Raw genomic sequence first — 19779 nt, forward strand, 5'->3', positions numbered from 1 at the left:
AATTACATTGTACATTTAAAACTGAATATTGTGAGAAAGGAAAATTGCATGAACAAAAGGATTAGAGCATTGCTCCACCTTATTATTCTTTGTTTAGGAGTCATTTTGCCATCAGTTGCTCCTCTTACTCAGGTGCAAGCAGCTGAGTTTGGTGATGTTATCACTGAGATGAGCCTGAAGAATTCTTCAGGTGGTGATTTGACGCAGGGAATTGATATTTGGGAAACTTTTCGAGTTTACGCAAAGTTTGTCTTGCCGGATAACCAAGTACATCAAGGAGATACAACAAAAATCACCTTGCCTTCTGAGTATGCTTTTGGGAACTCTTCAGCTATTGAGCTTAAAGACAGCTCGGATAACGTAGTTGCAAATGGATTTTTGGATTCAACCAACAAGACCATTACTTTGACCTATACAAATTATGTTGAGCAAAAGTCTGGTGTCCAAGGAGAATTCTTCTTCTATGCACGAGTTGACCATGATGTAGTGAGACAAGAAGGTGACTTGAATGGTGGATTTACCGTAGGAGGTCGGATGTTGTATCCGGGAATCGTCCATTATAATGGACCGCCCAAAAGATATGACTCAAAAATTGAGAAGAGCTCTTATCAGGCAGCAGAAGACGGTAAGAATGAAGTTCATTACAATATTGCGATTAACCGCAATATGGAGAATTATACCGGAGTAACGATAACTGACAAGATTGCCTCGCCTAATTTTAAAATCATGAGGGACTCAATTCGGGTCTATAAAATTGCTTGGCGCTGGAATAATGGAGATTGGGTGCGGGATTCAACAGAAGACGTGACAGCTAATTTCCAATCAAAAATCACGGAAAATGCTGCTGGTGATGGATTCACGATTGACCTTGGCGACATGGATGGTTTCGGGTATTTGCTGGACTATAAGACAAAAGCAGATTACGATCTAGTTGATGGTGAGCGCGTTTCCAACAGTGCTACCATGACCTATAATGGTGGTCAAACAACGACATCATCTGAAAATCGTTCTTATCAGATTGCAGGCGGTGTTGGAGAAGGCTATGTTTTCACCATTAAGCTCCATAAGGTTAATGAAAATGGTGAGAATCTGCAAGGTGCAGAATTTGAAGTTGTTCGTGAGCGGAGCGGTGCAGTTGTCGGAAAATTAACCACAGATTCTAACGGGAATGCCAACTTGGGTGACTTGTTGCGCGATGATTATACCATTCGTGAAGTGACTCCTCCTACAGGATATGATAAATTAACTGAGGAAATTAAGATTGGTTCCCAGGATTTTGGAACAGACAAATCTGTATCGCGTGAGATCGTCAATAAGAAGACGGTAACCGAGCAGGATGTAACTTTCAAAAAAGTAGATCCAAACGGGAAAGAAATTCCTGGTGCGCAACTGAAAATCTATAAAGGTGATCATGTTGATCAGGAAGAAGCTCCCGTTGCAGACTGGACTTCTGAGGCTGACACTTCTAAAGTAATAAAATTGTCTCCAGGAACCTATACACTGACTGAAGCTAACGCTCCTGCTGGTTATCAATATGTAGAAGATATTACATTTACAGTAGGTGCCAATGGTACTGTTGCTCTTGTGAAAAAAGGAGCAGAAGATACCGTTCAGGCAGCGGGATCAATTCTGACGATTACCGACAAGGAGGACAATAGTCCTAAAGCCATTACCTTCAGTAAGGTCAACCTGGGCGGTACTGAGATTGCTGGCGCTCAAATTAAGATTTTCAAGGGCAACAAAGCGCAGGGTCAAGCTGTTGAAAGTTGGACTTCCGAAGCTAATCAGTCTAAAGAAATCAATTTGGAGCCTGGTACATACACCTTCCATGAGGAAGCAGCTCCAACTGGTTACCTGAAAGTAACTGACATCACTTTCCAAGTCAACCATGATGGTACAGTGGAAGTGACCAATGTCGGAGAGAAAGACTCCAAAGGTGAAAACAATAAGGTTGTGACTGACAGAGCAACCTTGAAGGTAACAGACAAGGATGACGACTCAGAACGTGATGTGACGATCAAGAAAGTAGATCCAAACGGGAAGGAAATCCCAGGGGCGAAATTGAAACTCTACAAAGGCAGTCGGATTCGTCCTGAAGCTAAACCTCTTGCAGAGTGGACATCCGAAGCTAACGCATCTAAGGTGGTTAAGTTAGCTCCAGGAACTTATTCTCTGAAAGAGAGCCTTGCTCCTGCTGGATTTGTAGCTGTAGAAGATATTAAATTCACAGTTCATTCTGATGGCACCATTACAGTTGATGCTAAAGGAGCAACAGATTCTGTTGAAGCAAATGGCTTGGTTCTTACTGTAACCGATAAAGAGGACAATAGTCTTAAAGCCATTACTTTCAGTAAGGTCAACCTCGGCGGTACAGAAATTGCTGGTGCTGAGATTAAGATCTACAAGGGCGAGAAAGCTGAAGGTACAGCAGTAGAAAGCTGGACTTCTGAAGCTAATCAGTCTAAGGAAATCAATTTGGCACCTGGTACTTATACTTTTCATGAGGAAGCAGCTCCAACTGGTTACCTCAAAGTAACCGACATCACTTTCCAAGTCAAACATGACGGAACAGTGGAAGTGACCAATGTCGGCGAGAAAGACGCTAAGGGTGCAGAAAATATCGTTGCGACTAATGGTTCAACAATAACTATTACCGATAAGGACGATGACCTCCCACGTAAGGTGACCTTCAGTAAGGTCAACCTTGGCGGTACTGAGATTGCCGGTGCAGAGATTAAGATTTACAAGGGTGATAAGGCAGAAGGCCAAGCAGTAGAAAGCTGGACATCCGAGGCTAATCAGTCTAAGGACCTCAACCTGACACCAGGTATTTATACCTTCCATGAGGAAGCCGCTCCAACGGGCTATCTCAAAGTAACCAACATCACTTTCCAAGTGAAAACTGACGGGACAGTGGAAGTGACAAACGTTGGCGAGAAAGACGCTAAGGGTGAAGAGAACAAGGTCGTAACCAACGGCTCAACTGTTACAGTAACGGATAAAGACGATGATAGTCCAAAAGCTATTACTTTCAGTAAAGTTAACCTTGGTGGAACTGAAATCGCCGGTGCAGAAATCAAGATTTACAAAGGCGATAAAGCTGAAGGAAATGCAGTCGAAAGCTGGACATCCGAAGCTGGTAAGTCTAAGGACATCAACTTAGCACCTGGTACCTATACTTTCCATGAGGAAGCAGCCCCAACCGGTTACCTCAAAGTAACCGATATCACTTTCCAAGTCAAGCATGATGGAACAGTGGAAGTGACTAGCGTAGGAGAAAAAGATTCTAAGGGTGAAGAGAACAAGGTCGTAACCAACGGCTCAACTGTTACAGTAACGGATAAAGACGACGATAGTCCCAAAGCCATTACTTTCAGTAAGGTCAACCTCGGTGGTACAGAAATCGCAGGAGCTCAAATTAAGATCTACAAGGGCGATAAGGCAGAAGGCAATCCAGTAGAAAGCTGGACATCTGAAGCTGGTAAGTCTAAGAACATCAACTTAGCACCTGGTACTTATACTTTCCATGAGGAAGCGGCTCCAACCGGTTACCTCAAAGTGACTGACATCACTTTCCAAGTCAAGCATGATGGTACAGTGAAAGTGACCAATGTCGGAGAGAAAGACGCTAAGGGTGAAGCAAATACGGTCGCGACTAATGGTTCGACTGTTACAGTAACCGATAAGGACGATGATCTTCCACGTAAGGTAACCTTCAGTAAAGTCAATCTAGGCGGTACTGAGATTGCCGGTGCTGAAATCAAGATTTACAAGGGCGAGAAAGCTGAAGGTACAGCCGTTGAAAGCTGGACATCTGAAGCTAATCAGTCTAAGGACATCAACTTGGCACCTGGCACTTACACCTTCCATGAGGAAGCCGCACCAACCGGCTACCTCAAAGTGACCGACATCACATTCCAAGTCAAGCATGATGGCAAAGTGAAAGTGACCAATGTCGGCGAGAAAGACGCTAAGGGTGAAGACAACAAGGTCGTAACCAACGGCTCAACTGTTACAGTAACGGATAAAGACGATGATAGTCCAAAAGCTATTACTTTCAGTAAAGTTAACCTTGGTGGAACTGAAATCGCAGGAGCTCAAATCAAGATCTACAAGGGCGACAAGGCAGAAGGCACAGCCGTAGAAAGCTGGACATCTGAAGCTGGTAAGTCTAAAGAATTGAACTTGACTCCTGGTACTTATACTTTCCATGAGGAAGCCGCACCAACCGGCTACCTCAAAGTGACAGACATTACTTTCCAAGTAAAAACTGACGGAACAGTAGAAGTAACCAATGTCGGCGAGAAAGACTCTAAGGGTGAAGAGAACAAGGTCGTAACCAACGGCTCAACTGTTACAGTAACGGATAAGGACGATAATCTTCCACGTAAGGTAACCTTCAGTAAGGTCAACCTCGGCGGTACAGAAATTGCTGGTGCAGAGATTCAAATTTTCCAAGGCAAAGAGGCAACTGGCAATCCTGTAGCAAAATGGACTTCAGAAGCAAATACATCGCATGAGCTTGGATTAGCTCCTGGAGTATATACCTTCCATGAAGCTGCAGCCCCAACCGGTTACCTAGCTGTTACCGACATTGTGTTCCAAGTGAATCTCGATGGCACAGTAACAGTTGTAAATGCTGATGGAAATACAGTAGAATACAAGGATGGGACGTTAGTCGTAACTGACCAAACGAAACCGACTGGCCCAGACAAGGATCCGTCTAAAAAAACAGATGAACCAGATCCGAAAAAATCAAATCAAGATAAACCAATAGAAAAAGACCAAGATAAACCTGGAGATAAGGGGAAGACGAAGAAAATTCTGCCTTTCACAGGTACAGAAATCAGCTTTACGCTACTTGCTTTCGGTCTGATTCTAATAGTTGGTTGTGGGGTTTATTTTGGGATTCGTTTAAAAAAATAAAACAGAAAACAAGTGTCAATGAACATTGACGCTTGTTTTTTTTATGCAACTGACCATCGTTTTCTTACCGGATACCTGATGGTTAATACCACTTACTGAAAAGCCCTTGTTTTTGCCTCTGAATCTTCTATAATAGTTGTCAAAGAAGAAAGGATATTTTTACTATGTCTAAACAAATTATAGACCCGATTCAATTGCGTCACGGTGCCAAATTAACCAACCGTTTGGTGCTGTCCCCTATGTATACTTTCAGTGGCTTAGAAGGAGGATTTGTGTCTGATGATACTTTGCGATACTACGGAGCACGCTCTCAGGCAGCCAGTCTTTTGATTACTGAATTTCATTATGTCAGTCCATCAGGAGGGCCTTGTTACCAGACTGGTTACCCAGTTCAATTAGGTATTTACTCTGATGACCACATTGAAGGGGAGAGAAAATTAGCTGCTGCCCTTCAAAAAGATGGCAATAAAGCAATTTTGCAGCTTCATCATGGTGGGATAGCAGCTTCCGGCCGTGCTTTGAAGGGTGAGGAAGTATTGGCTCCAAGTGCTTTAGATTTTTCTTTTCTGCCTTATCCGGTGAGAGAATTGACCGATGAAGAAATCCTTGAAATTATCAAGGATTTTGGTCGAGCAGTCAAACGTGCAGTTCAAGCTGGTTTTTCAGGAGTGGAAATCCATGGTGCCAACCACTATCTGCTGCAGCAATTCTTTTCTAGCACATCCAATGTTCGTCAGGACAGATGGGGCGGAACTTTGGAAAAACGTATGGCCTTTCCTTTGGCGGTAGTCGAGGAAGTGAAGCGTGCTGCGGCCATGTATGCGCCAGAAGATTTTATTATTGGCTATCGGATTAGCCCAGATGAAATCCATGAAGATCAAGTAGGCTATACTTATGAAGAAGCCAAACTTTTGGTCAAGGAGATAGTCAAGCACGAACTAGACTACATCCATTTGTCGCTTTTGGGCGGCTATGCTTCAAAACCTGCAGGATCAGACAAGAGCTATGCAGGTCATTTTAAGGAAGTGATGGATGAGCAAACTAAACTGATTACAATCGGTGGTGTCTTTAGTCAGGAAGATGCAGAAGCTGCTATTGAGGATACGGCTGCGGATTTGGTTGCAATCGGCCGTGGTACCTTGATTGACCCGCTGTTTGGCTATAAAATACAGACGGGACAAGGAGCAGAAATTGTCCATGAGATTAGCCCTGAGCAGTTGAAAAATTCTCAATTGACACCGGGCTTGCTTGAAGTGTTCAGCCGTAAGGACTCTGGTGGGCTGCCTCCTCTACCTGGTCATGACAGTATTACCCACCTTCATACTGGTAAATTTGGGGATGAGGGGCAGTAAGAATAGCCTATTCAAGATAATATTGACAGAAATTTGAAAACCCTCTGGTAAGAAAACTTCTATATCTAGAACTTTAGGAAATATATCATGAAAACCGGAAACAAATTCCGGTTTTTTATTCTTGACGAAAGAAGCCAATATACATCGTTGAATTTAGGCCTATTGACGCAGTTTAAGGGCAATCGAAAACCATTTTTTCTAAGTGACAAAAATGTAAGTTTAAAGGCTAAAATGAAAGGTTATATTATGGCAGCTAGCCTGGGAATTCGGTATCCTATAAGTGTAAAGAAAAAGAAGATAACAATCTTCCAAACTAAAAATCAGATTTCAAGAAGGAGGCCCGCTATGAAAATCAATCTTTTTAACCATCGCCAAAGTAAACCTAAAGCTCAAAAGATTTCCAAGGAAGAAATCGAGAAGACTCGCCTAGGCTGTGCTTCCAGTCAATATTATTTCTGGCTGCAGTACAGTCACTGAGAGATTCCGTTATTCAAGGGTAAGAGAAAGGTCAGTTGACTTTTCTCTTTATCTGACTTGGAGCACAAGATGACAAAAATGTAAGATTGGCAGGCAAAATGAAAGATTAGGTTATGGAAACTTGTCTGTCTTTCCGGTATGATAGTAGTATCAAGTTAAATAAAGAAGAGGTTCGAGTATGACATTATTAGACGTACAGCACGTGAAAAAGATTTATAAAACCCGCTTTCAGGGCAGCCAAGTAGAGGCCTTGAAAGACATTCACTTTACGGTAGAAAAAGGCGAATATGTCGCCATCATGGGTGAGTCAGGCTCTGGGAAATCCACCCTGCTCAACATCCTAGCCATGCTGGACAAGCCAACTGAGGGCCGCGTCTTTCTCAATGGAACAGACACAGCAACCATCAAAAACAGCCAGGCTTCCAGCTTCCGCCGGGAGAAATTAGGCTTTGTCTTTCAGGATTTCAACCTGCTGGACACCCTATCAGTCAAGGATAATATTCTTCTGCCGCTAGTCCTCTCTCGCCGTCCCATTACCGAGATGATGCAAAAGCTGGTTACGACTTGCAATGAGCTAGGGATTAACAAGCTACAAGAGAAGTTTCCTTATGAGATTTCTGGTGGTCAAAAGCAGCGGGTAGCAGTGGCTCGGGCCATCATCACAGACCCTGAGATTCTGCTGGCGGACGAGCCAACGGGAGCCTTGGATTCCAAATCTTCGGCAGCCCTGTTAGATGTCTTTGACGACATTAATGCACGAGGTCAGACCATTCTCATGGTGACCCACTCAACAGCAGCGGCTAGCCGCGCCAAGCGGGTGCTCTTTATCAAGGATGGGATTCTCTACAACCAAATCTTCCGTGGGGACAAGACCGAACGACAGATGTTCCAAGAGATTTCCGATACTCTGACAGTTATGGCAAGTGAGGTGGGCAATTATGTTCAAACTAACGAGTAAACTGGCTTTGTCCAATCTGATTAAGAACCGCCGTCTCTATTATCCGTTTGCACTGGCTACCTGTGTGGCTGTAGCCATTTCTTATATTTTCAACTCCTTGGCTTTTAACCCCAATCTATCTAAAATGACAGGTGCCAGCTCTGTTGTCCTTGTTTTGGTCCTAGGGGTTGTTATTGTGAACATCACAGCTGGAATTATTGTCTTTTATGCCAATCAATTTGTTATGAAGAATCGCTCCAAGGAGCTGGGGCTTTATGGTATGCTAGGTCTCAATAAACGCCATCTCTTTGTTATGACCTTTATTGAGCTTCTGATTTTCGGGCTAGTGGCTGTAAGCTTGGGGCTGACTATTGGTGTTCTCTTTGACCAGCTGATTTATGCTTTTTTGCTCAAGCTCATGGGGACCAAGGTAGTGCTGGTTTCGACATTCCAGCTACCGGTCTTGATTCTTGTTTTTATTTTCTATGGCTTTATTTTTGCAGGCTTGGTCTTTGTTAATGGTTGGCGAATTCTGCGTTTTGATTCTCTGAAGATGGCTAAGGAAAAGGCTAGCGGAGAGAAGAAGAGCCGGTTTTTACTGACACAGACCTTTATTGGTCTGGCAGCTCTGCTCTACGGCTACTATCTGGCCCAGACCGTGCGGAATCCTATGGAAGCAATCTTCATCTTTTTTGGAGCAGTCCTCTTGGTCATTTTAGGAACCTACCTGCTCTTTAACGCTGGTATTACAGTCTTTCTGCAGCTTCTGCAAAAGAACAAAAAGTATTACTACCAGCCAAATAATATGATTTCCGTCTCAAATCTTATTTATCGGATGAAGAAAAATGCAGTGGGGCTGGCTACTATTTCCATCCTATCGACAATGGTTCTAGTGACCTTTTCTGCCGGTATGAACATCTATTCTGGCGCGGAATATATGCAAAAACTTATGTTTCCGCATGATTTCTCTATCAATGGCGGTGTGAATGCAAAAAAAGAACAGCTGGATCAGGTCTTGACAGAGTTTGTAGCAGAGAATCAGCTGAAGGTCAAGCAACAGGAGACCTATCAGTTTTATTCAATGGGGGTCAAGAAAAAAGAGGGTAACAGCCTAGATATTTATCCTAAGGGACAATGGACTGTGTCACCCAATACCTATATCTTGATGTTTTCCAGCGAGGATTACGAAAAGTTGACAGGAAAGGATCTGTCTTTGCAGGAAAATGAGATTGCTGTCTTTAACAAGGGAGTGGATCTGGATTATAAGCAGCCTCTGCAGCTGGCTGGCCAAAACTTGACGATCAAGAAAGTCCTGTCTGAAGATTTTATCTTTCACAAGATTCCAGATGAGTATAATATTATCATTCCTAAAGGGCTGTATCTAGTAGCCAAGGATCCTAGTCAACTCTTGGCTCCGCAGATGGAGCAGCAAGCTATTAATCCTGTACTCTATGGTAGTCTGGATATTGAAGCATCAGAAGATGAAAAGGCTAAGCTGGATACAATCTATCAAAAGAAAATGACGGACTACAACCAGTCCCTGCCAGAAGGTGCCGGAGGTGTCCACGGTCAAACTGGTGTGATTGGCATACTTGAAATTAAGGGTATGCTGGGTGGTGTCTTCTTTATAGGGATTTTCCTCTCTATTGTCTTCATGATGGGAACAGTACTGGTTATCTACTACAAGCAAATTTCCGAAGGTTACGAAGACCGTGATCGCTTCATCATCCTGCAGAAAGTCGGCTTAGACGAGCAGCAGACTAGAAAGACCATTCGTAAACAAGTGCAGACTGTCTTCTTCTTGCCTCTAATCTTTGCTTTCCTTCATTTGGCTTTTGCCTATCACATGCTTAGTCTCATTTTACAGATGTTGGGCGTGCTCAACGCAAGTCTTATGTTAGTAGTGACTCTCGGTGTTTGCGCTCTGTTTGTTGCAGTATATGTCGGTGTCTTTCTCATCACTTCTCGCAGCTATCGCAAAATTGTGGCTATGTGATAGCAGAGGCAGGCTCTATATATCTTTTATCTATTTTAAAGACTTAGGCTGAGATTTCTCTCAGCCTTTCTTTTCTCGGAAAATTTCTGAGAAAGATTCCTAAAAGCGTGGAAATATGATAAAATAGGACGTTAATGCAATTAGGAGAGTAAAAATAGATGAATATTTTTAGAAAAAAAGATGCCAGTAAGGACAGAACGGGTATGCGCCGTCATTTGAAAATTCCTGATCTGATTTTGCTTGGTATTGGAGCCATGGTAGGAACTGGGATTTTCACCATCACAGGGACTGGAGCGGCCAAATATGCTGGGCCTGCTCTGACCATCTCGATTGTCATTTCAGCCCTTTGTGTGAGTATTTCGGCCCTTTTTTACGCTGAGTTTGCCTCACGGATTCCGGCCAATGGCGGAGCCTATAGTTATATTTATGCGGTTCTGGGAGAATTTCCCGCTTGGCTGGCTGGCTGGTTGACCATCATGGAGTTCATGACTGCTATTTCAGGTGTTGCCTCTGGTTGGGGCTCTTATCTGAAGGGCTTGCTGAGTGGCTTTGGTATCCAGCTACCGGCAGCCCTGAATGGTACCTTCAATCCCAAAGCAGGTACTTATGTGGACTTACTGCCCATTCTGGTCTTGGCCTTTGTTACGGGAGTTGTCCTTTTGAACTCCAAGGCGGCCCTGCGCTTCAACTCAGCCTTGGTAGTCTTGAAATTCTCAGCCTTGGCCCTCTTTATCATTGCAGGATTTTTCTTCATCAAACCAGAAAATTGGTCTAACTTTGCACCATTTGGCTTTGGGGAAATTTATGGTGGGAAGGTCGGCATCATGGCTGGAGCTTCACTCATGTTCTTTGCCTTTCTTGGCTTTGAGTCCATTTCCATGGCGGTCGATGAAATCAAAGAGCCCCAAAAGAACGTTCCGCGTGGGATTGTTTTATCTTTGAGCATCGTGACCATTCTCTATATTTTGGTGACCTTGGTCTTGACTGGGATAGTCCACTATAGCAAGCTGGATGTCTCAGATGCGGTGGCCTTTGCCCTGCGCAGCGTCGGACTTGGCTGGGCAGCTAACTATATCTCTGTCGTCGCTATTTTGACTCTGATTACGGTCTGCATTTCCATGACCTATGCCCTGTCGCGGATGATTTACAGCATTGCGCGTGATGGTCTCTTGCCTCGCTCTTTTAAAAAATTGACAGAGACCAGTCGGGTGCCAAAGAATGCAACGATTTTAGTAGGGATTGCCTCAGCTGTCTGTGCCGGTATCTTCCCCTTGGCTAGCATCGCCTCTTTTCTCAATATCTGTACCTTGGCCTATCTGATTTTATTGGCACTCGCTGTCTTGAAATTGCGGAAAGATCATGGAATGCCCAAAGCTGGAGAATTCAAAACACCTCTAGTACCTCTGACACCGATTTTATCCATTATTATCTGCCTGTCCTTCATGACCCAGTATACCAAGGAAACCTGGCAAGCCTTTGGAATTGCCCTAGCGCTGGGAACCCTCATCTATGCCTTCTATGGCTATCGAAACTCTGAAATCGCTGTAAAAGAGAAGTAGGGTGAAGAGATTGGTTGAGAAGCTGAAATGTAGAAACTTGGTAACTATAAACAAAGCAGAAAGAGTTTTATGAAGAAAAATTATATAAAAGGCCGATGCTATAATATCTCTTTGAATGGTAAGAAAACTTTTCTCGGATGGTTCTTAATAATTTCTGATAATGGACAGGAATATCTCGTGGAGAGAAATGGAACAATGTCTTGTGGCTGTTTTAGAAAGGTTTATCAAACAGACTATTCTTTCGAACCGCATACTGCATTTTTAAACAAATCAAATAATCTACCTGCTATTGCAGGAACTTCCATAGGTCTTATCTTGGCTAGAATGCTGAGAAAAATAATTCCGCTAAATTTTTTCTTTGGGCCAATAAATCGACCAATGAATATCGGAACTGGTCTTGTAAATATTGGTGTGGCAATAGGATCGATGGTTCTTGCTATGTTTCTTGTAAAGTATTATAGAAAGAAACGGCTTGAATTTTTTCTAAATAAAAAAGGTTGCAAACTTAGCTTGATTGGAAAAGTAAGAACAAAAGAGCCTATTAAAAAATTGCCCAACGGAATAGAGGTGTGGTAAATGAAGCGATTTAGTATTCGTCAATTATTGGTAATAGGTACTTTATCGAGTGTAGTATTATTTGTTATGTTTTTTACTCAGCCCAGATTCTTTTTATTAATACCTATTTTTATTGGAATAGTCTTGTTTTTCAGAGGTATAGAAGTTAGTGGTGACAAAGAGATAGAATTTGAACTAATAGAAGTAGAAAAGTATGAAGAAACTTAATCTAATCCAAAAGAAGAAAATCTGGCTCTTTGTCCTTGCTTTGCTTGCCCTGATCTTACTGGCGATTGTGATCAATATCCAACTGAACCAGCCTGAAGATATGCAAGCTGATTATGTCGGACTTTGGAAGACAACTTGGTATGAGGAAAATAAAGACTGGCTCTATCCACTGAAAAATATCTGTCTTGTTATTCTAGCAGTTCTAGCTGGGTCTGGTTTGATGATTGCATGTTCCAAGAGTGAGAGATGGAAATAGGCTTCTGTAGATTTAAATAAAATCATCTTACAAAAATGTAAGATTAACGATAATAAATGTAAGGTAGAGACATGGAAAACGTGTCTCTATTTTGCTATAATCAGCTCAGGAATCCTAACAAGAAAGGTTGCGCGATTATGAAAAAAGTCCTTTTAGGTTGCTTGGGAACGGTGCTGATTTTGCTTGCTCTTTTAATAGGTTTTCTGGCCTACTGTGGTCCAGACTATGGAATTTTTCTTTTTCCACCAAGTCCGCAGGACTATGCTCGCTCAGTTGTGAAAAAGCTTGATTTCGGTCTTTATACGGACAAAGATTGGGAAAATGAGAAAAACAAAGCCTTGGAGAAGCTTGAATCAGCCAAGACTTATCAAGATACCTATCCCGTCTTGGAAGAATTAACCAAAGAGGTTGGCGGAAAGCATTCTTATTTTTTAAGTCCACAGGATAATCCCGAAAATAGTCCAGAAAGCAAAAATCAGCCTGAAGTGCAGAATCGGGAGGGTATTCTCTATGTAAAAGTTCCTGCTTTCACTGGTAACGCACAAGCGGCGAAGACTTATGCCAATAAACTGTCAGCAGCTCTTAAAAAGGATACCTATCAGGCGGTTCTTGTGGATCTGAGAGATAATACCGGCGGGAATATGTATCCGATGATTGCTGGACTGTCCTCTCTTTTGCCTGATGAAGACCTCTTCCGATTCGTTTATAAAAATGGAAGCAAGAGCGCGGTTTCGCGATCAGATGTCCTTAAGCAGCTTGGTCTGGAGCAGACTGATGAGAAAGCAAAGAAAGTGCCCATAGCTGTCCTTATCAATGGGAAGACAGGCAGCTCAGGAGAGATGACTGTTTTAGCTTTTAAGGGACTGAAAAACGTTAAAATATATGGTCAGCCAACGGCAAGCTATACTACGGGAAATAATTATTATCAACTATATGATGGAGCGGTTTTGCTCTTGACTACCTCGAGTATCCTAGATCGCACGGGCAGGCTTTATGAGAATGAGGCAATTCAGCCCGATGTCCTAACAGACCAGTCTTTAGAAGAGGCGGAGTCTTGGTTGAAGGGACAGATAGGAGAATAGTTCATTGAAAGCAGTCAAAGAGACTGCTTTTCTGCTATAATAAAGAGAAGAAAGAGGTGACAAATGATTCGTAAAGTAAAACTAAGTGACGCCGCAGTCATTCAGCGACTTAATGCTGAGTGTCTGGGCTATGACTTCGATAGGAAAGCGACGGAGGCTCAACTGAAGAGGCTGCTAGAGAATGACCAGCATTTGATTTTGGTAGTTGAAGAAGATGGTCAGGTCATAGGTTACGCTCATGCGGCTAGATACGACTGTCTCTATTTCCCGTCCTTGCTCAATCTCTTGGCTTTGGCCGTCGCTCAGGATTTTCAAGGGCGGGGATATGGCAGAGCGCTGATGCAAGCCTTGCGTGAGGAGGCAAAAGCCGCAGGCTATACAGGGATTCGGATTAATTCAGGCATTTCCCGCTCCACAGCCCATGAATTTTATCGCAGCCTCGGCTGCAGCGAAAAAGCAGACCAGAAACGATTTTATTGGGGATTTTAGAAAAAGGAGGAGTAGATGATGATTGAACCACTAACCCAGCAGCATGCTTTAGAAATTGCTAAGGACTGGCATTATGAGGTGCCTTATGACTTTTATGACATGAAAAATGACTTGGAGGATTATGAAGAAATGGTCTCCCCTGAAGCGCGTGGGGACCGTTATTATCAAGTCCTGAGAGAAGGGAAACTCTATGGATTTTTCTGCTTGGAGCAGAAAGGAGAGCGAACTTTGGAGCTTGGTTTGGGGATGAAGCCGGAGCACTGCGGAAAAGGTCAGGGCGCTGGATTTCTGCAGGAAATTCTGGACTTTATCATGGAAAATTTTGCGCCCCGAGTCATAAGCCTATCCGTGGCTGATTTCAATCACCGAGCCCAACAGCTTTATCTCAACATGGGTTTTGAAGTGGTGAGGCGTATTCCGCAGGAAAGCAATGGCGATATTCATCTCTTTGTGGAGATGGAGAAGAATGTCTAATTTTAGACTTTGTTGCAAAGCGTCAGATAAAATTATTGACAGTCAAGAAAAAGTCGTCCAATATACTTATGACTGCGGACGATTATCAGCTAATTTGTATATGAATATCAATAAGCAAAAGGAGAAAACCATGACATTTGAAGAAATTTTACCTGGCCTTAAGGCCAAGAAAAAATATGTGCGTACAGGTTGGGGTGTGGCAGAGAACTACGTCCAGCTCTTTGACACGATTGAGCAGAATGGGGTGGCTCTTGAGGTGACACCTTATTTCCTCATCAATGTTTCAGGCGAGGGGGAGGGCTTCTCCATGTGGAGTCCGACTCCTTGTGATGTCCTCGCGACAGATTGGGTGGAAGTAGATGACTAAGACGGTACTGGTGACGGGAGCTAGCTCTGGCATCGGCCGAGCTCAGGCTCTGACCTTTTTGGAAAATGGCTACCGGGTTTATGGGGTGGACAAGGATGAAAATCCTGGCTTTCTAAATGAGCTTCGTTTTGTCAAGATGGATTTGATAGGGGATTTGACACCACTCTTCACCAGCTTGCCTGAGGTGGACATTCTCTGTAATACAGCAGGTATTTTAGACGATTATCGTCCCCTGCACGAGACCAGAGACGAGGACTGGGAGCAGATTTTTGCGCTCAATCTGACCGCTACCATGAAAATCACCCGCTTTTACCTGCAGAAAATGCTGGAGAAAAAGTCTGGTATCATCATTAACATGTGCTCAATTGCTAGCTTTCTGGCTGGCGGAGGCGGTGTTGCCTATACAGCCTCTAAGCATGCTCTGGCTGGCCTGACCAAGCAGATAGCCTTAGACTATGCGGATAAAAATATCCAAGTGTTTGGCTTAGCACCAGGCGCAGTCAAGACAGCCATGACTGCCACAGATTTTGAGCCAGGCGGACTAGCAGACTGGGTTGCTGAGGAAACGCCGATCAAGCGCTGGCTGGATCCTCAGGAAGTGGCAGACATCAGCCTCTTTCTAGCCAGTGGTAAGGCATCTGCTATGCAGGGCGAGATTATCAAAATCGACGGCGGCTGGAGTTTGAAGTAAGGAAATAGAATGTTTAAATGGGAAAAACGCAAGAGAGTTTATCTGCTTTGTCTAGCTCTGCTATTTCTTATCTGGTTAAACAATACAAGCCTCTTTTCTAATAAAGAGAGACAGGAATATAAAATCCTAGCCCATCGAGGACTTGCGCAGACTTTCGATGAATCTAAAGCGGACTGGGACAGCAATACGGCAGCCATGATTGACCCGCCTACGCATCCCTATCTGGAGAACACCATTTCTTCGATGCAGGCGGCTTTTGACCTAGGAGCGGATGCAGTGGAGTTTGATGTGAAATTGTCCAAAGACAAGCAACTGGCAGTCTTTCATGATGCAACTCTCGAATTCAAAACTGGCATTGAGGGAGAAATTCAGGACTACACGATGGCTGAGCTCAAAAAGATGGATATCGGTTACGGTTATACGGCTGATGGCGGAAAAACCTATCCTTTTAGAGGAAAAGGAGTCGGTCAGATGCCCACAATAGATGAGGTTTTTGAGTCTTTTCCCGACAAGGAGTTTGTGATTGAGGTCAAAGACGGGAAATTAGAAACCTATAAAGTCTTGTGGGAGAAACTAAAAATGCTTTCGCCCGAAAGGCTAAATAAACTCAGTGTCTGCGGGGCAAGCGAGGAAGGCGTTCATTGGTTGCGCAGTCAAAGCAGCAGCCTCAAGCTCTTGTCGAAGAAGCGCATGCTTAAGGCTCTTATCCAATATGAACTATTGGGCTTTACGGGCTATATCCCTGAGGAAATGAAAAATGCAGAGCTGCGTATTCCTTTGAAATATGCCAGATTCTTATGGGGTTGGCCAAATAAATTTATGGAAAGAATGGAAGCAGTCAATACACGGGTTGAGCTAACAGCTGGTGGCAGCGATTTATCAGAAGGTTTCGATCATATCCATAGTCTAAAAGATATTCCCGAAGGCTTTGACGGCTATATCTGGACGAATAAAATCAATGAACTGCATCTGAAAGAAGACAAAAAATGAAGGTGAAAAATATTTTTTTCCAATACTGGACCAAAAATATGGTGATTTATGGCTTGGATGCTGGTCTAGGGCAGTTCTTTATGAACGCGCCTGAGACATCCTGCCTTTACCAACTAGGAAATTTCATCTTTCCGGCTGGTCAGGTGGATCCGGATTTGTGGCAGGAATTTAGCAAAAAATATAGTTTAGCTGACAAGGTCATTATCTCCGAGAAGCGCAGTTGGCAAGAGTTTCTGGATAGTCAGAGTGAGCTGCACCGATTCACTCGCTATGCTTTTGCGGACAGTGCTGAGTTTGACACAGAGACTTTGGAGAAATGGCAAATCAGTCTACCTGCAAACTACTACCTCTGTCCGATTGATGAGGAGGGTTATGAGCGTTTGGCTGAGGAAGTCTGGTCTCAGGATTTGCAGGGTGACTTTTCCGATTTTGACCATTTTCAAGCGGCGGGTGGCTTTGGTTTTTTACTCTATTCAGGAGAGGAAATCATCGCTGGCGTATCGACAGGATTGGTCTATCATGGAGCTCTTGAGATTGAAATTGCTACCAAGCCAGCCTATCAAAGGCAGGGCTTGGCCAAAATCTTGGGTGCCCAGATGATTTTAGAAGCTCAAAAACGCTCACTCTTTCCTCTCTGGGATGCGCACAATGAAGCCTCCAAAAAAGTTGCAGAAAGCTTGGGCTATCAGTGTCTAGGAGTTTATCCGGCTTATGAATGGAAAGGGACTTTTGACCAATGAAGAAAAACCAAACCTATTTCTTAAAAGACATCATTGAGGCTGTAAAATCGGAAGAGCTAGATGATGATTTCTGTTTGTATGCTAAGGAAAATGGAGAACTGAATTTTCAGGACAGCTACTTGCTTCCTTGTTGGTAAAGTTTTTGTCCTTTAGGGCAAAAATCATGGCTATTGTTATCATTAAAGCAAACCAAAAGGCGGGAATGAGAATAGGAGAAAGCATTTCGCGAAGGGCTGGTGCAATAGCGCTGAGTAGCCGACTAAGGAGAATTCCTGTTAAGGGAGTTGTTAGGGCAAACCAGCGCGGGTAAGCCGTTTTCTTACTCAAAACGAGGATAACAATAAATAGGAGAAGTACAGCCATAAGTACGAAATAAATAAGCAGAAAGTTATTTTTCACTATTGAAAAGCTTTCTAGTAATTTTGCAATATCGGCAGAGGGATTATGGGCATACAGCCGCGAAGTGGCGGCAAAATAGAAATAGCTGGTGTGGAGGAAAACACAGACAGTCATGAGAATCCAAGCTCCTATTATTCCTAGCCATTTTTGTCTCAGCCCGATAGAGAGGATATAGACGCCCATTCCTAAAAGCGGGAAAAGAAGTAAGGCATAGCCTGCAAAATCAACTTTCCAAGCTGCTAAATCAGGCATGTGCTGCCAAAATCCCTTTCCAAAACCGTCAGAGATAGCAATCAATATATCTGCAACATAAATCAGCCAGCTTCCTAAAATAGACCAGGGAGCCCAGCGACGGATCGTTTTTTGAGTCATAAGCGCCTCCTTTAGACTTGTGTTGCTAACATTTTACCAAAGGTTTGTTACGGAAGCAAGTCTCGAAATGCCTAGAGGCTATAAAATGGTGTCTGCTTTCTATGTAAGGGGATGAAATGATTTCAGAAAGTGTGGGAAATGTTTGATTTTTGGGCTCTTTGTCAACTGTAGTGGGTTGATGAGAAGTTATAATCTGGAGAGGACTAAATCAGTCCTCTCCTTTTTGATGTTCAAAGCGATGAGGATTCTAGTTTTAAAATTGTCAAAGTTCCGAAATCCGAAAGCGTTTCGCTTGATGACTTTGATGAGGTTGTTAGTAGCTTCTAGTTTTATGTTTGAGTAGGGCAGTTCCAGTGCGTTCAGGATCTTATCCTTGTTTTTCAAGAAGGTCTTAAAAACAGTTTGAAAAATAGGATTTACATAAGAAATAGTATCTTCAATGAGTCCAAAGACAAGTAAGGGAGCAGGAGCTGGAGTTGATTTATTACGGTGAAGATTTTGCGGATGTTCTCTTGTCAGTTATGGAGCAGAAAGCAGAAGCAACTGATCAAGAGTGTTTACAGGCTCTGCTTTACTATTATGAGCATGATGACTTTATGGATTTTGATAAAGATACAGTTTTGTAGGAAGATGTTTATAAACAATAATTATCATTTTAGAAAGACAGGAGAAATGATGACCCCAAAAGAAATGTGGCAGGCATACAAGAAAATCAATCCGGCGATTGGTGACGAGATTGATGCCTGGGCCTTCGGTGTCCAAGCAGACCAACTGGCTGATTTGGTGCTTCGTGGTGAAAAGACAGCGACGGCTTCGGTCTATGAGCTCTATAAGTTTGAAAATGAGCCTCTACCTCAAGTAGGAACTTTCGATATCATACTAGACAGCCGGAATAGAGCCGTCTGTATCATCGAAATCACCAAAGTCTCTGTGCTGCCTTTTAATGAGATTTCAGCCGAACACGCTTTTAAGGAAGGAGAAGGAGACAAATCCTTGGCCTACTGGCAGCAAGTCCATGAGGAATTTTTTACGGAGTGTCTGGTGGAAGCCGATTTGGAATTTTCCCAAGAAACGGGTGTCGTCCTAGAAGAATTTCGCAAGGTCTATCCGCTGGATCAAGCTTAAGTCTATTTTTGAATAGGCTTTTTGTTTGTCCTTGATAAATCGAAACAAAAATGTTACTATTAGGTATATAAAGAAATCGTGATTTGGAGGAGAAATGGATAAATTAATTTTAGGCTTACTCATGATAAAACATTTTACAGTTTATGAAATTCGTCAGGTGATGCGGCAAAATTTCAGCTCCATGTGCAGCGATAGTCTGGGAAGTATCCAAGCAGCCTTAAAAAAACTGTCCCAGCAAGGAGCAGTGACTTATTCGGAGTACGTAGAAAAAGGAAAAATGAAAAAGGAATATGCCATTACTGCTTCTGGACGAATCTTGTTTTTGGAGTGGCTTAAAACACCTATCGACATGAGCAAGAACAAAAATATGGACTTGGGGAAATTCCTCTTTATGGGTTATCTACCTAAGAAAGAGCAGCTCCAGATGCTGGATTTGACTATTGAGGGACTGGAAGTTGAAGTCCAAGAGTTTGAAGCTGTCAAAGACGCGATTCGTTTTACGGAGGAGCAGGAAAAAGTAAAGGCCTATCTAGAGCAGAACAGCCATCTGGCTACAGAGCTGATAGAGACCAGTCAGGCGGCTGATTTAGCTGAAAGTATTTCCCAGATTGGCTATTTTGAAATGAAGACGCTCGAATTTGGGCTGGATTCGGCCCGCTTTCAGTTGGATTGGTTTAGCAAGCTTCGCCAGCAGTTGGCTGAAAATGAGAAAGAGGACTGAGATACTAAGTATTCGAAAAGTAGTGGATACTTGCCTTGTTGAT

Annotated in this window: 19 protein-coding genes and 2 pseudogenes; 19 read left to right on the forward strand and 2 right to left on the reverse strand. The window is 43.1% G+C overall.

Annotation, left to right across the window (positions count from 1 at the left end; all coding sequences use genetic code 11):
• Positions 1–48 precede the first annotated feature (48 nt).
• The 16 genes from K1I94_RS00700 to K1I94_RS00770 all read left to right on the forward strand — a co-directional run bounded on the left by K1I94_RS00700 (position 49) and on the right by K1I94_RS00770 (position 17119).
• Entirely contained in the window at positions 49–4926 is a 4878-nt protein-coding gene (locus K1I94_RS00700; protein ID WP_223314108.1) for a SpaA isopeptide-forming pilin-related protein, read from the forward strand.
• Positions 4927–5090: 164 nt separating this feature from the next.
• Positions 5091–6278, forward strand: a complete 1188-nt coding sequence (locus K1I94_RS00705; RefSeq protein WP_223314109.1) for an NADH-dependent flavin oxidoreductase — start codon at positions 5091–5093, stop codon at positions 6276–6278.
• 345 nt (positions 6279–6623) lie between these two features.
• Positions 6624–6755, forward strand: coding sequence for a hypothetical protein (locus K1I94_RS11345; RefSeq protein WP_009659231.1), 132 nt, complete (start codon positions 6624–6626; stop codon positions 6753–6755).
• Between the two features lie 178 nt (positions 6756–6933).
• Positions 6934–7713: an ABC transporter ATP-binding protein gene (locus tag K1I94_RS00710; RefSeq protein ID WP_002899832.1), complete on the forward strand. Its 780-nt coding sequence runs from the start codon at positions 6934–6936 to the stop codon at positions 7711–7713.
• Positions 7694–9688, forward strand: coding sequence for an ABC transporter permease (locus K1I94_RS00715; protein WP_223314110.1), 1995 nt, complete (start codon positions 7694–7696; stop codon positions 9686–9688). Before K1I94_RS00710 ends, K1I94_RS00715 begins: the two co-directional genes overlap by 20 nt.
• Before the next feature lie 158 nt (positions 9689–9846).
• On the forward strand, positions 9847–11247 hold the full coding sequence (locus K1I94_RS00720; RefSeq protein ID WP_223314111.1) for an amino acid permease: 1401 nt from the start codon (positions 9847–9849) through the stop codon (positions 11245–11247).
• A 69-nt stretch (positions 11248–11316) separates the two neighbouring features.
• Positions 11317–11823, forward strand: a complete 507-nt coding sequence (locus K1I94_RS00725) for a hypothetical protein (RefSeq protein ID WP_223314112.1) — start codon at positions 11317–11319, stop codon at positions 11821–11823.
• A complete protein-coding gene (locus tag K1I94_RS00730; protein ID WP_223314113.1) occupies positions 11824–12030 on the forward strand; it encodes a hypothetical protein in 207 nt (68 codons plus the stop codon). It begins immediately after the preceding gene.
• On the forward strand, positions 12017–12286 hold the full coding sequence (locus tag K1I94_RS00735) for a hypothetical protein (RefSeq protein WP_223314114.1): 270 nt from the start codon (positions 12017–12019) through the stop codon (positions 12284–12286). Before K1I94_RS00730 ends, K1I94_RS00735 begins: the two co-directional genes overlap by 14 nt.
• A gap of 71 nt (positions 12287–12357) precedes the next feature.
• The gene (locus K1I94_RS00740; protein WP_223314115.1) at positions 12358–13368 is read left to right on the forward strand and encodes a S41 family peptidase; all 1011 of its coding nucleotides are present in this window, start codon (positions 12358–12360) and stop codon (positions 13366–13368) included.
• Positions 13369–13431: 63 nt separating this feature from the next.
• Entirely contained in the window at positions 13432–13857 is a 426-nt protein-coding gene (locus K1I94_RS00745; RefSeq protein ID WP_223314116.1) for a GNAT family N-acetyltransferase, read from the forward strand.
• A gap of 15 nt (positions 13858–13872) precedes the next feature.
• A complete protein-coding gene (locus K1I94_RS00750) occupies positions 13873–14331 on the forward strand; it encodes a GNAT family N-acetyltransferase (RefSeq protein ID WP_223314117.1) in 459 nt (152 codons plus the stop codon).
• A 130-nt stretch (positions 14332–14461) separates the two neighbouring features.
• On the forward strand, positions 14462–14698 hold the full coding sequence (locus K1I94_RS00755) for a DUF2829 domain-containing protein (RefSeq protein WP_223314118.1): 237 nt from the start codon (positions 14462–14464) through the stop codon (positions 14696–14698).
• Entirely contained in the window at positions 14691–15389 is a 699-nt protein-coding gene (locus K1I94_RS00760) for a 3-oxoacyl-ACP reductase (protein ID WP_223314119.1), read from the forward strand. The genes K1I94_RS00755 and K1I94_RS00760 overlap by 8 nt, the downstream gene beginning before the upstream one ends.
• A 9-nt stretch (positions 15390–15398) precedes the next feature.
• Positions 15399–16379: a glycerophosphodiester phosphodiesterase family protein gene (locus K1I94_RS00765; protein WP_009659332.1), complete on the forward strand. Its 981-nt coding sequence runs from the start codon at positions 15399–15401 to the stop codon at positions 16377–16379.
• Complete coding sequence (locus K1I94_RS00770; RefSeq protein ID WP_009659245.1) at positions 16376–17119, forward strand: GNAT family N-acetyltransferase; 744 nt, start codon at positions 16376–16378, stop codon at positions 17117–17119. The genes K1I94_RS00765 and K1I94_RS00770 overlap by 4 nt, the downstream gene beginning before the upstream one ends.
• Positions 17120–17200: 81 nt before the next feature.
• Here K1I94_RS00770 and K1I94_RS00775 read toward each other — a convergent pair whose 3' ends face one another.
• Together K1I94_RS00775 and K1I94_RS00780 are read right to left on the reverse strand one after the other, a co-directional pair.
• Positions 17201–17890 (reverse strand): DUF6796 family protein, encoded by a 690-nt coding sequence (locus tag K1I94_RS00775; RefSeq protein ID WP_009659303.1) that lies wholly within the window; start codon positions 17888–17890, stop codon positions 17201–17203.
• 186 nt (positions 17891–18076) lie between these two features.
• Positions 18077–18340, reverse strand: a pseudogene (locus K1I94_RS00780) (transposase); the annotation flags it as partial.
• Between K1I94_RS00780 and K1I94_RS00785 the strand changes: the two are divergent.
• The 3 genes and pseudogenes from K1I94_RS00785 to K1I94_RS00795 form a co-directional block, all read left to right on the forward strand.
• A pseudogene (locus K1I94_RS00785) lies at positions 18340–18516 on the forward strand (DUF7716 domain-containing protein); the annotation flags it as partial. The pseudogenes K1I94_RS00780 and K1I94_RS00785 sit on opposite strands and share 1 nt — an antisense overlap.
• 49 nt (positions 18517–18565) lie before the next feature.
• Positions 18566–19015 (forward strand): ASCH domain-containing protein, encoded by a 450-nt coding sequence (locus K1I94_RS00790; RefSeq protein ID WP_009659308.1) that lies wholly within the window; start codon positions 18566–18568, stop codon positions 19013–19015.
• Between the two features lie 94 nt (positions 19016–19109).
• Positions 19110–19736 (forward strand): PadR family transcriptional regulator, encoded by a 627-nt coding sequence (locus tag K1I94_RS00795; protein WP_009659349.1) that lies wholly within the window; start codon positions 19110–19112, stop codon positions 19734–19736.
• Positions 19737–19779 lie beyond the last annotated feature (43 nt).

Source organism: Streptococcus sanguinis (genome assembly GCF_019929145.1).
In the GTDB taxonomy this organism is placed as follows: Bacteria; Bacillota; Bacilli; order Lactobacillales; family Streptococcaceae; genus Streptococcus; species Streptococcus sanguinis_U.

What these genes read in the sequence shown, in the direction of transcription:
- K1I94_RS00700 (WP_223314108.1), top strand. Translation starts at nt 49, where the DNA reads ATGAACAAAAGGATTAGAGCATTGCTCCACCTTATTATTCTTTGTTTA.
- K1I94_RS00705 (WP_223314109.1), top strand. Translation starts at nt 5,091, where the DNA reads ATGTCTAAACAAATTATAGACCCGATTCAATTGCGTCACGGTGCCAAA.
- K1I94_RS11345 (WP_009659231.1), top strand. Translation starts at nt 6,624, where the DNA reads ATGAAAATCAATCTTTTTAACCATCGCCAAAGTAAACCTAAAGCTCAA.
- K1I94_RS00710 (WP_002899832.1), top strand. Translation starts at nt 6,934, where the DNA reads ATGACATTATTAGACGTACAGCACGTGAAAAAGATTTATAAAACCCGC.
- K1I94_RS00715 (WP_223314110.1), top strand. Translation starts at nt 7,694, where the DNA reads ATGTTCAAACTAACGAGTAAACTGGCTTTGTCCAATCTGATTAAGAAC.
- K1I94_RS00720 (WP_223314111.1), top strand. Translation starts at nt 9,847, where the DNA reads ATGAATATTTTTAGAAAAAAAGATGCCAGTAAGGACAGAACGGGTATG.
- K1I94_RS00725 (WP_223314112.1), top strand. Translation starts at nt 11,317, where the DNA reads ATGAAGAAAAATTATATAAAAGGCCGATGCTATAATATCTCTTTGAAT.
- K1I94_RS00730 (WP_223314113.1), top strand. Translation starts at nt 11,824, where the DNA reads ATGAAGCGATTTAGTATTCGTCAATTATTGGTAATAGGTACTTTATCG.
- K1I94_RS00735 (WP_223314114.1), top strand. Translation starts at nt 12,017, where the DNA reads ATGAAGAAACTTAATCTAATCCAAAAGAAGAAAATCTGGCTCTTTGTC.
- K1I94_RS00740 (WP_223314115.1), top strand. Translation starts at nt 12,358, where the DNA reads ATGGAAAACGTGTCTCTATTTTGCTATAATCAGCTCAGGAATCCTAAC.
- K1I94_RS00745 (WP_223314116.1), top strand. Translation starts at nt 13,432, where the DNA reads ATGATTCGTAAAGTAAAACTAAGTGACGCCGCAGTCATTCAGCGACTT.
- K1I94_RS00750 (WP_223314117.1), top strand. Translation starts at nt 13,873, where the DNA reads ATGATGATTGAACCACTAACCCAGCAGCATGCTTTAGAAATTGCTAAG.
- K1I94_RS00755 (WP_223314118.1), top strand. Translation starts at nt 14,462, where the DNA reads ATGACATTTGAAGAAATTTTACCTGGCCTTAAGGCCAAGAAAAAATAT.
- K1I94_RS00760 (WP_223314119.1), top strand. Translation starts at nt 14,691, where the DNA reads ATGACTAAGACGGTACTGGTGACGGGAGCTAGCTCTGGCATCGGCCGA.
- K1I94_RS00765 (WP_009659332.1), top strand. Translation starts at nt 15,399, where the DNA reads ATGTTTAAATGGGAAAAACGCAAGAGAGTTTATCTGCTTTGTCTAGCT.
- K1I94_RS00770 (WP_009659245.1), top strand. Translation starts at nt 16,376, where the DNA reads ATGAAGGTGAAAAATATTTTTTTCCAATACTGGACCAAAAATATGGTG.
- K1I94_RS00775 (WP_009659303.1), bottom strand. Translation starts at nt 17,890, where the DNA reads ATGACTCAAAAAACGATCCGTCGCTGGGCTCCCTGGTCTATTTTAGGA.
- K1I94_RS00790 (WP_009659308.1), top strand. Translation starts at nt 18,566, where the DNA reads ATGACCCCAAAAGAAATGTGGCAGGCATACAAGAAAATCAATCCGGCG.
- K1I94_RS00795 (WP_009659349.1), top strand. Translation starts at nt 19,110, where the DNA reads ATGGATAAATTAATTTTAGGCTTACTCATGATAAAACATTTTACAGTT.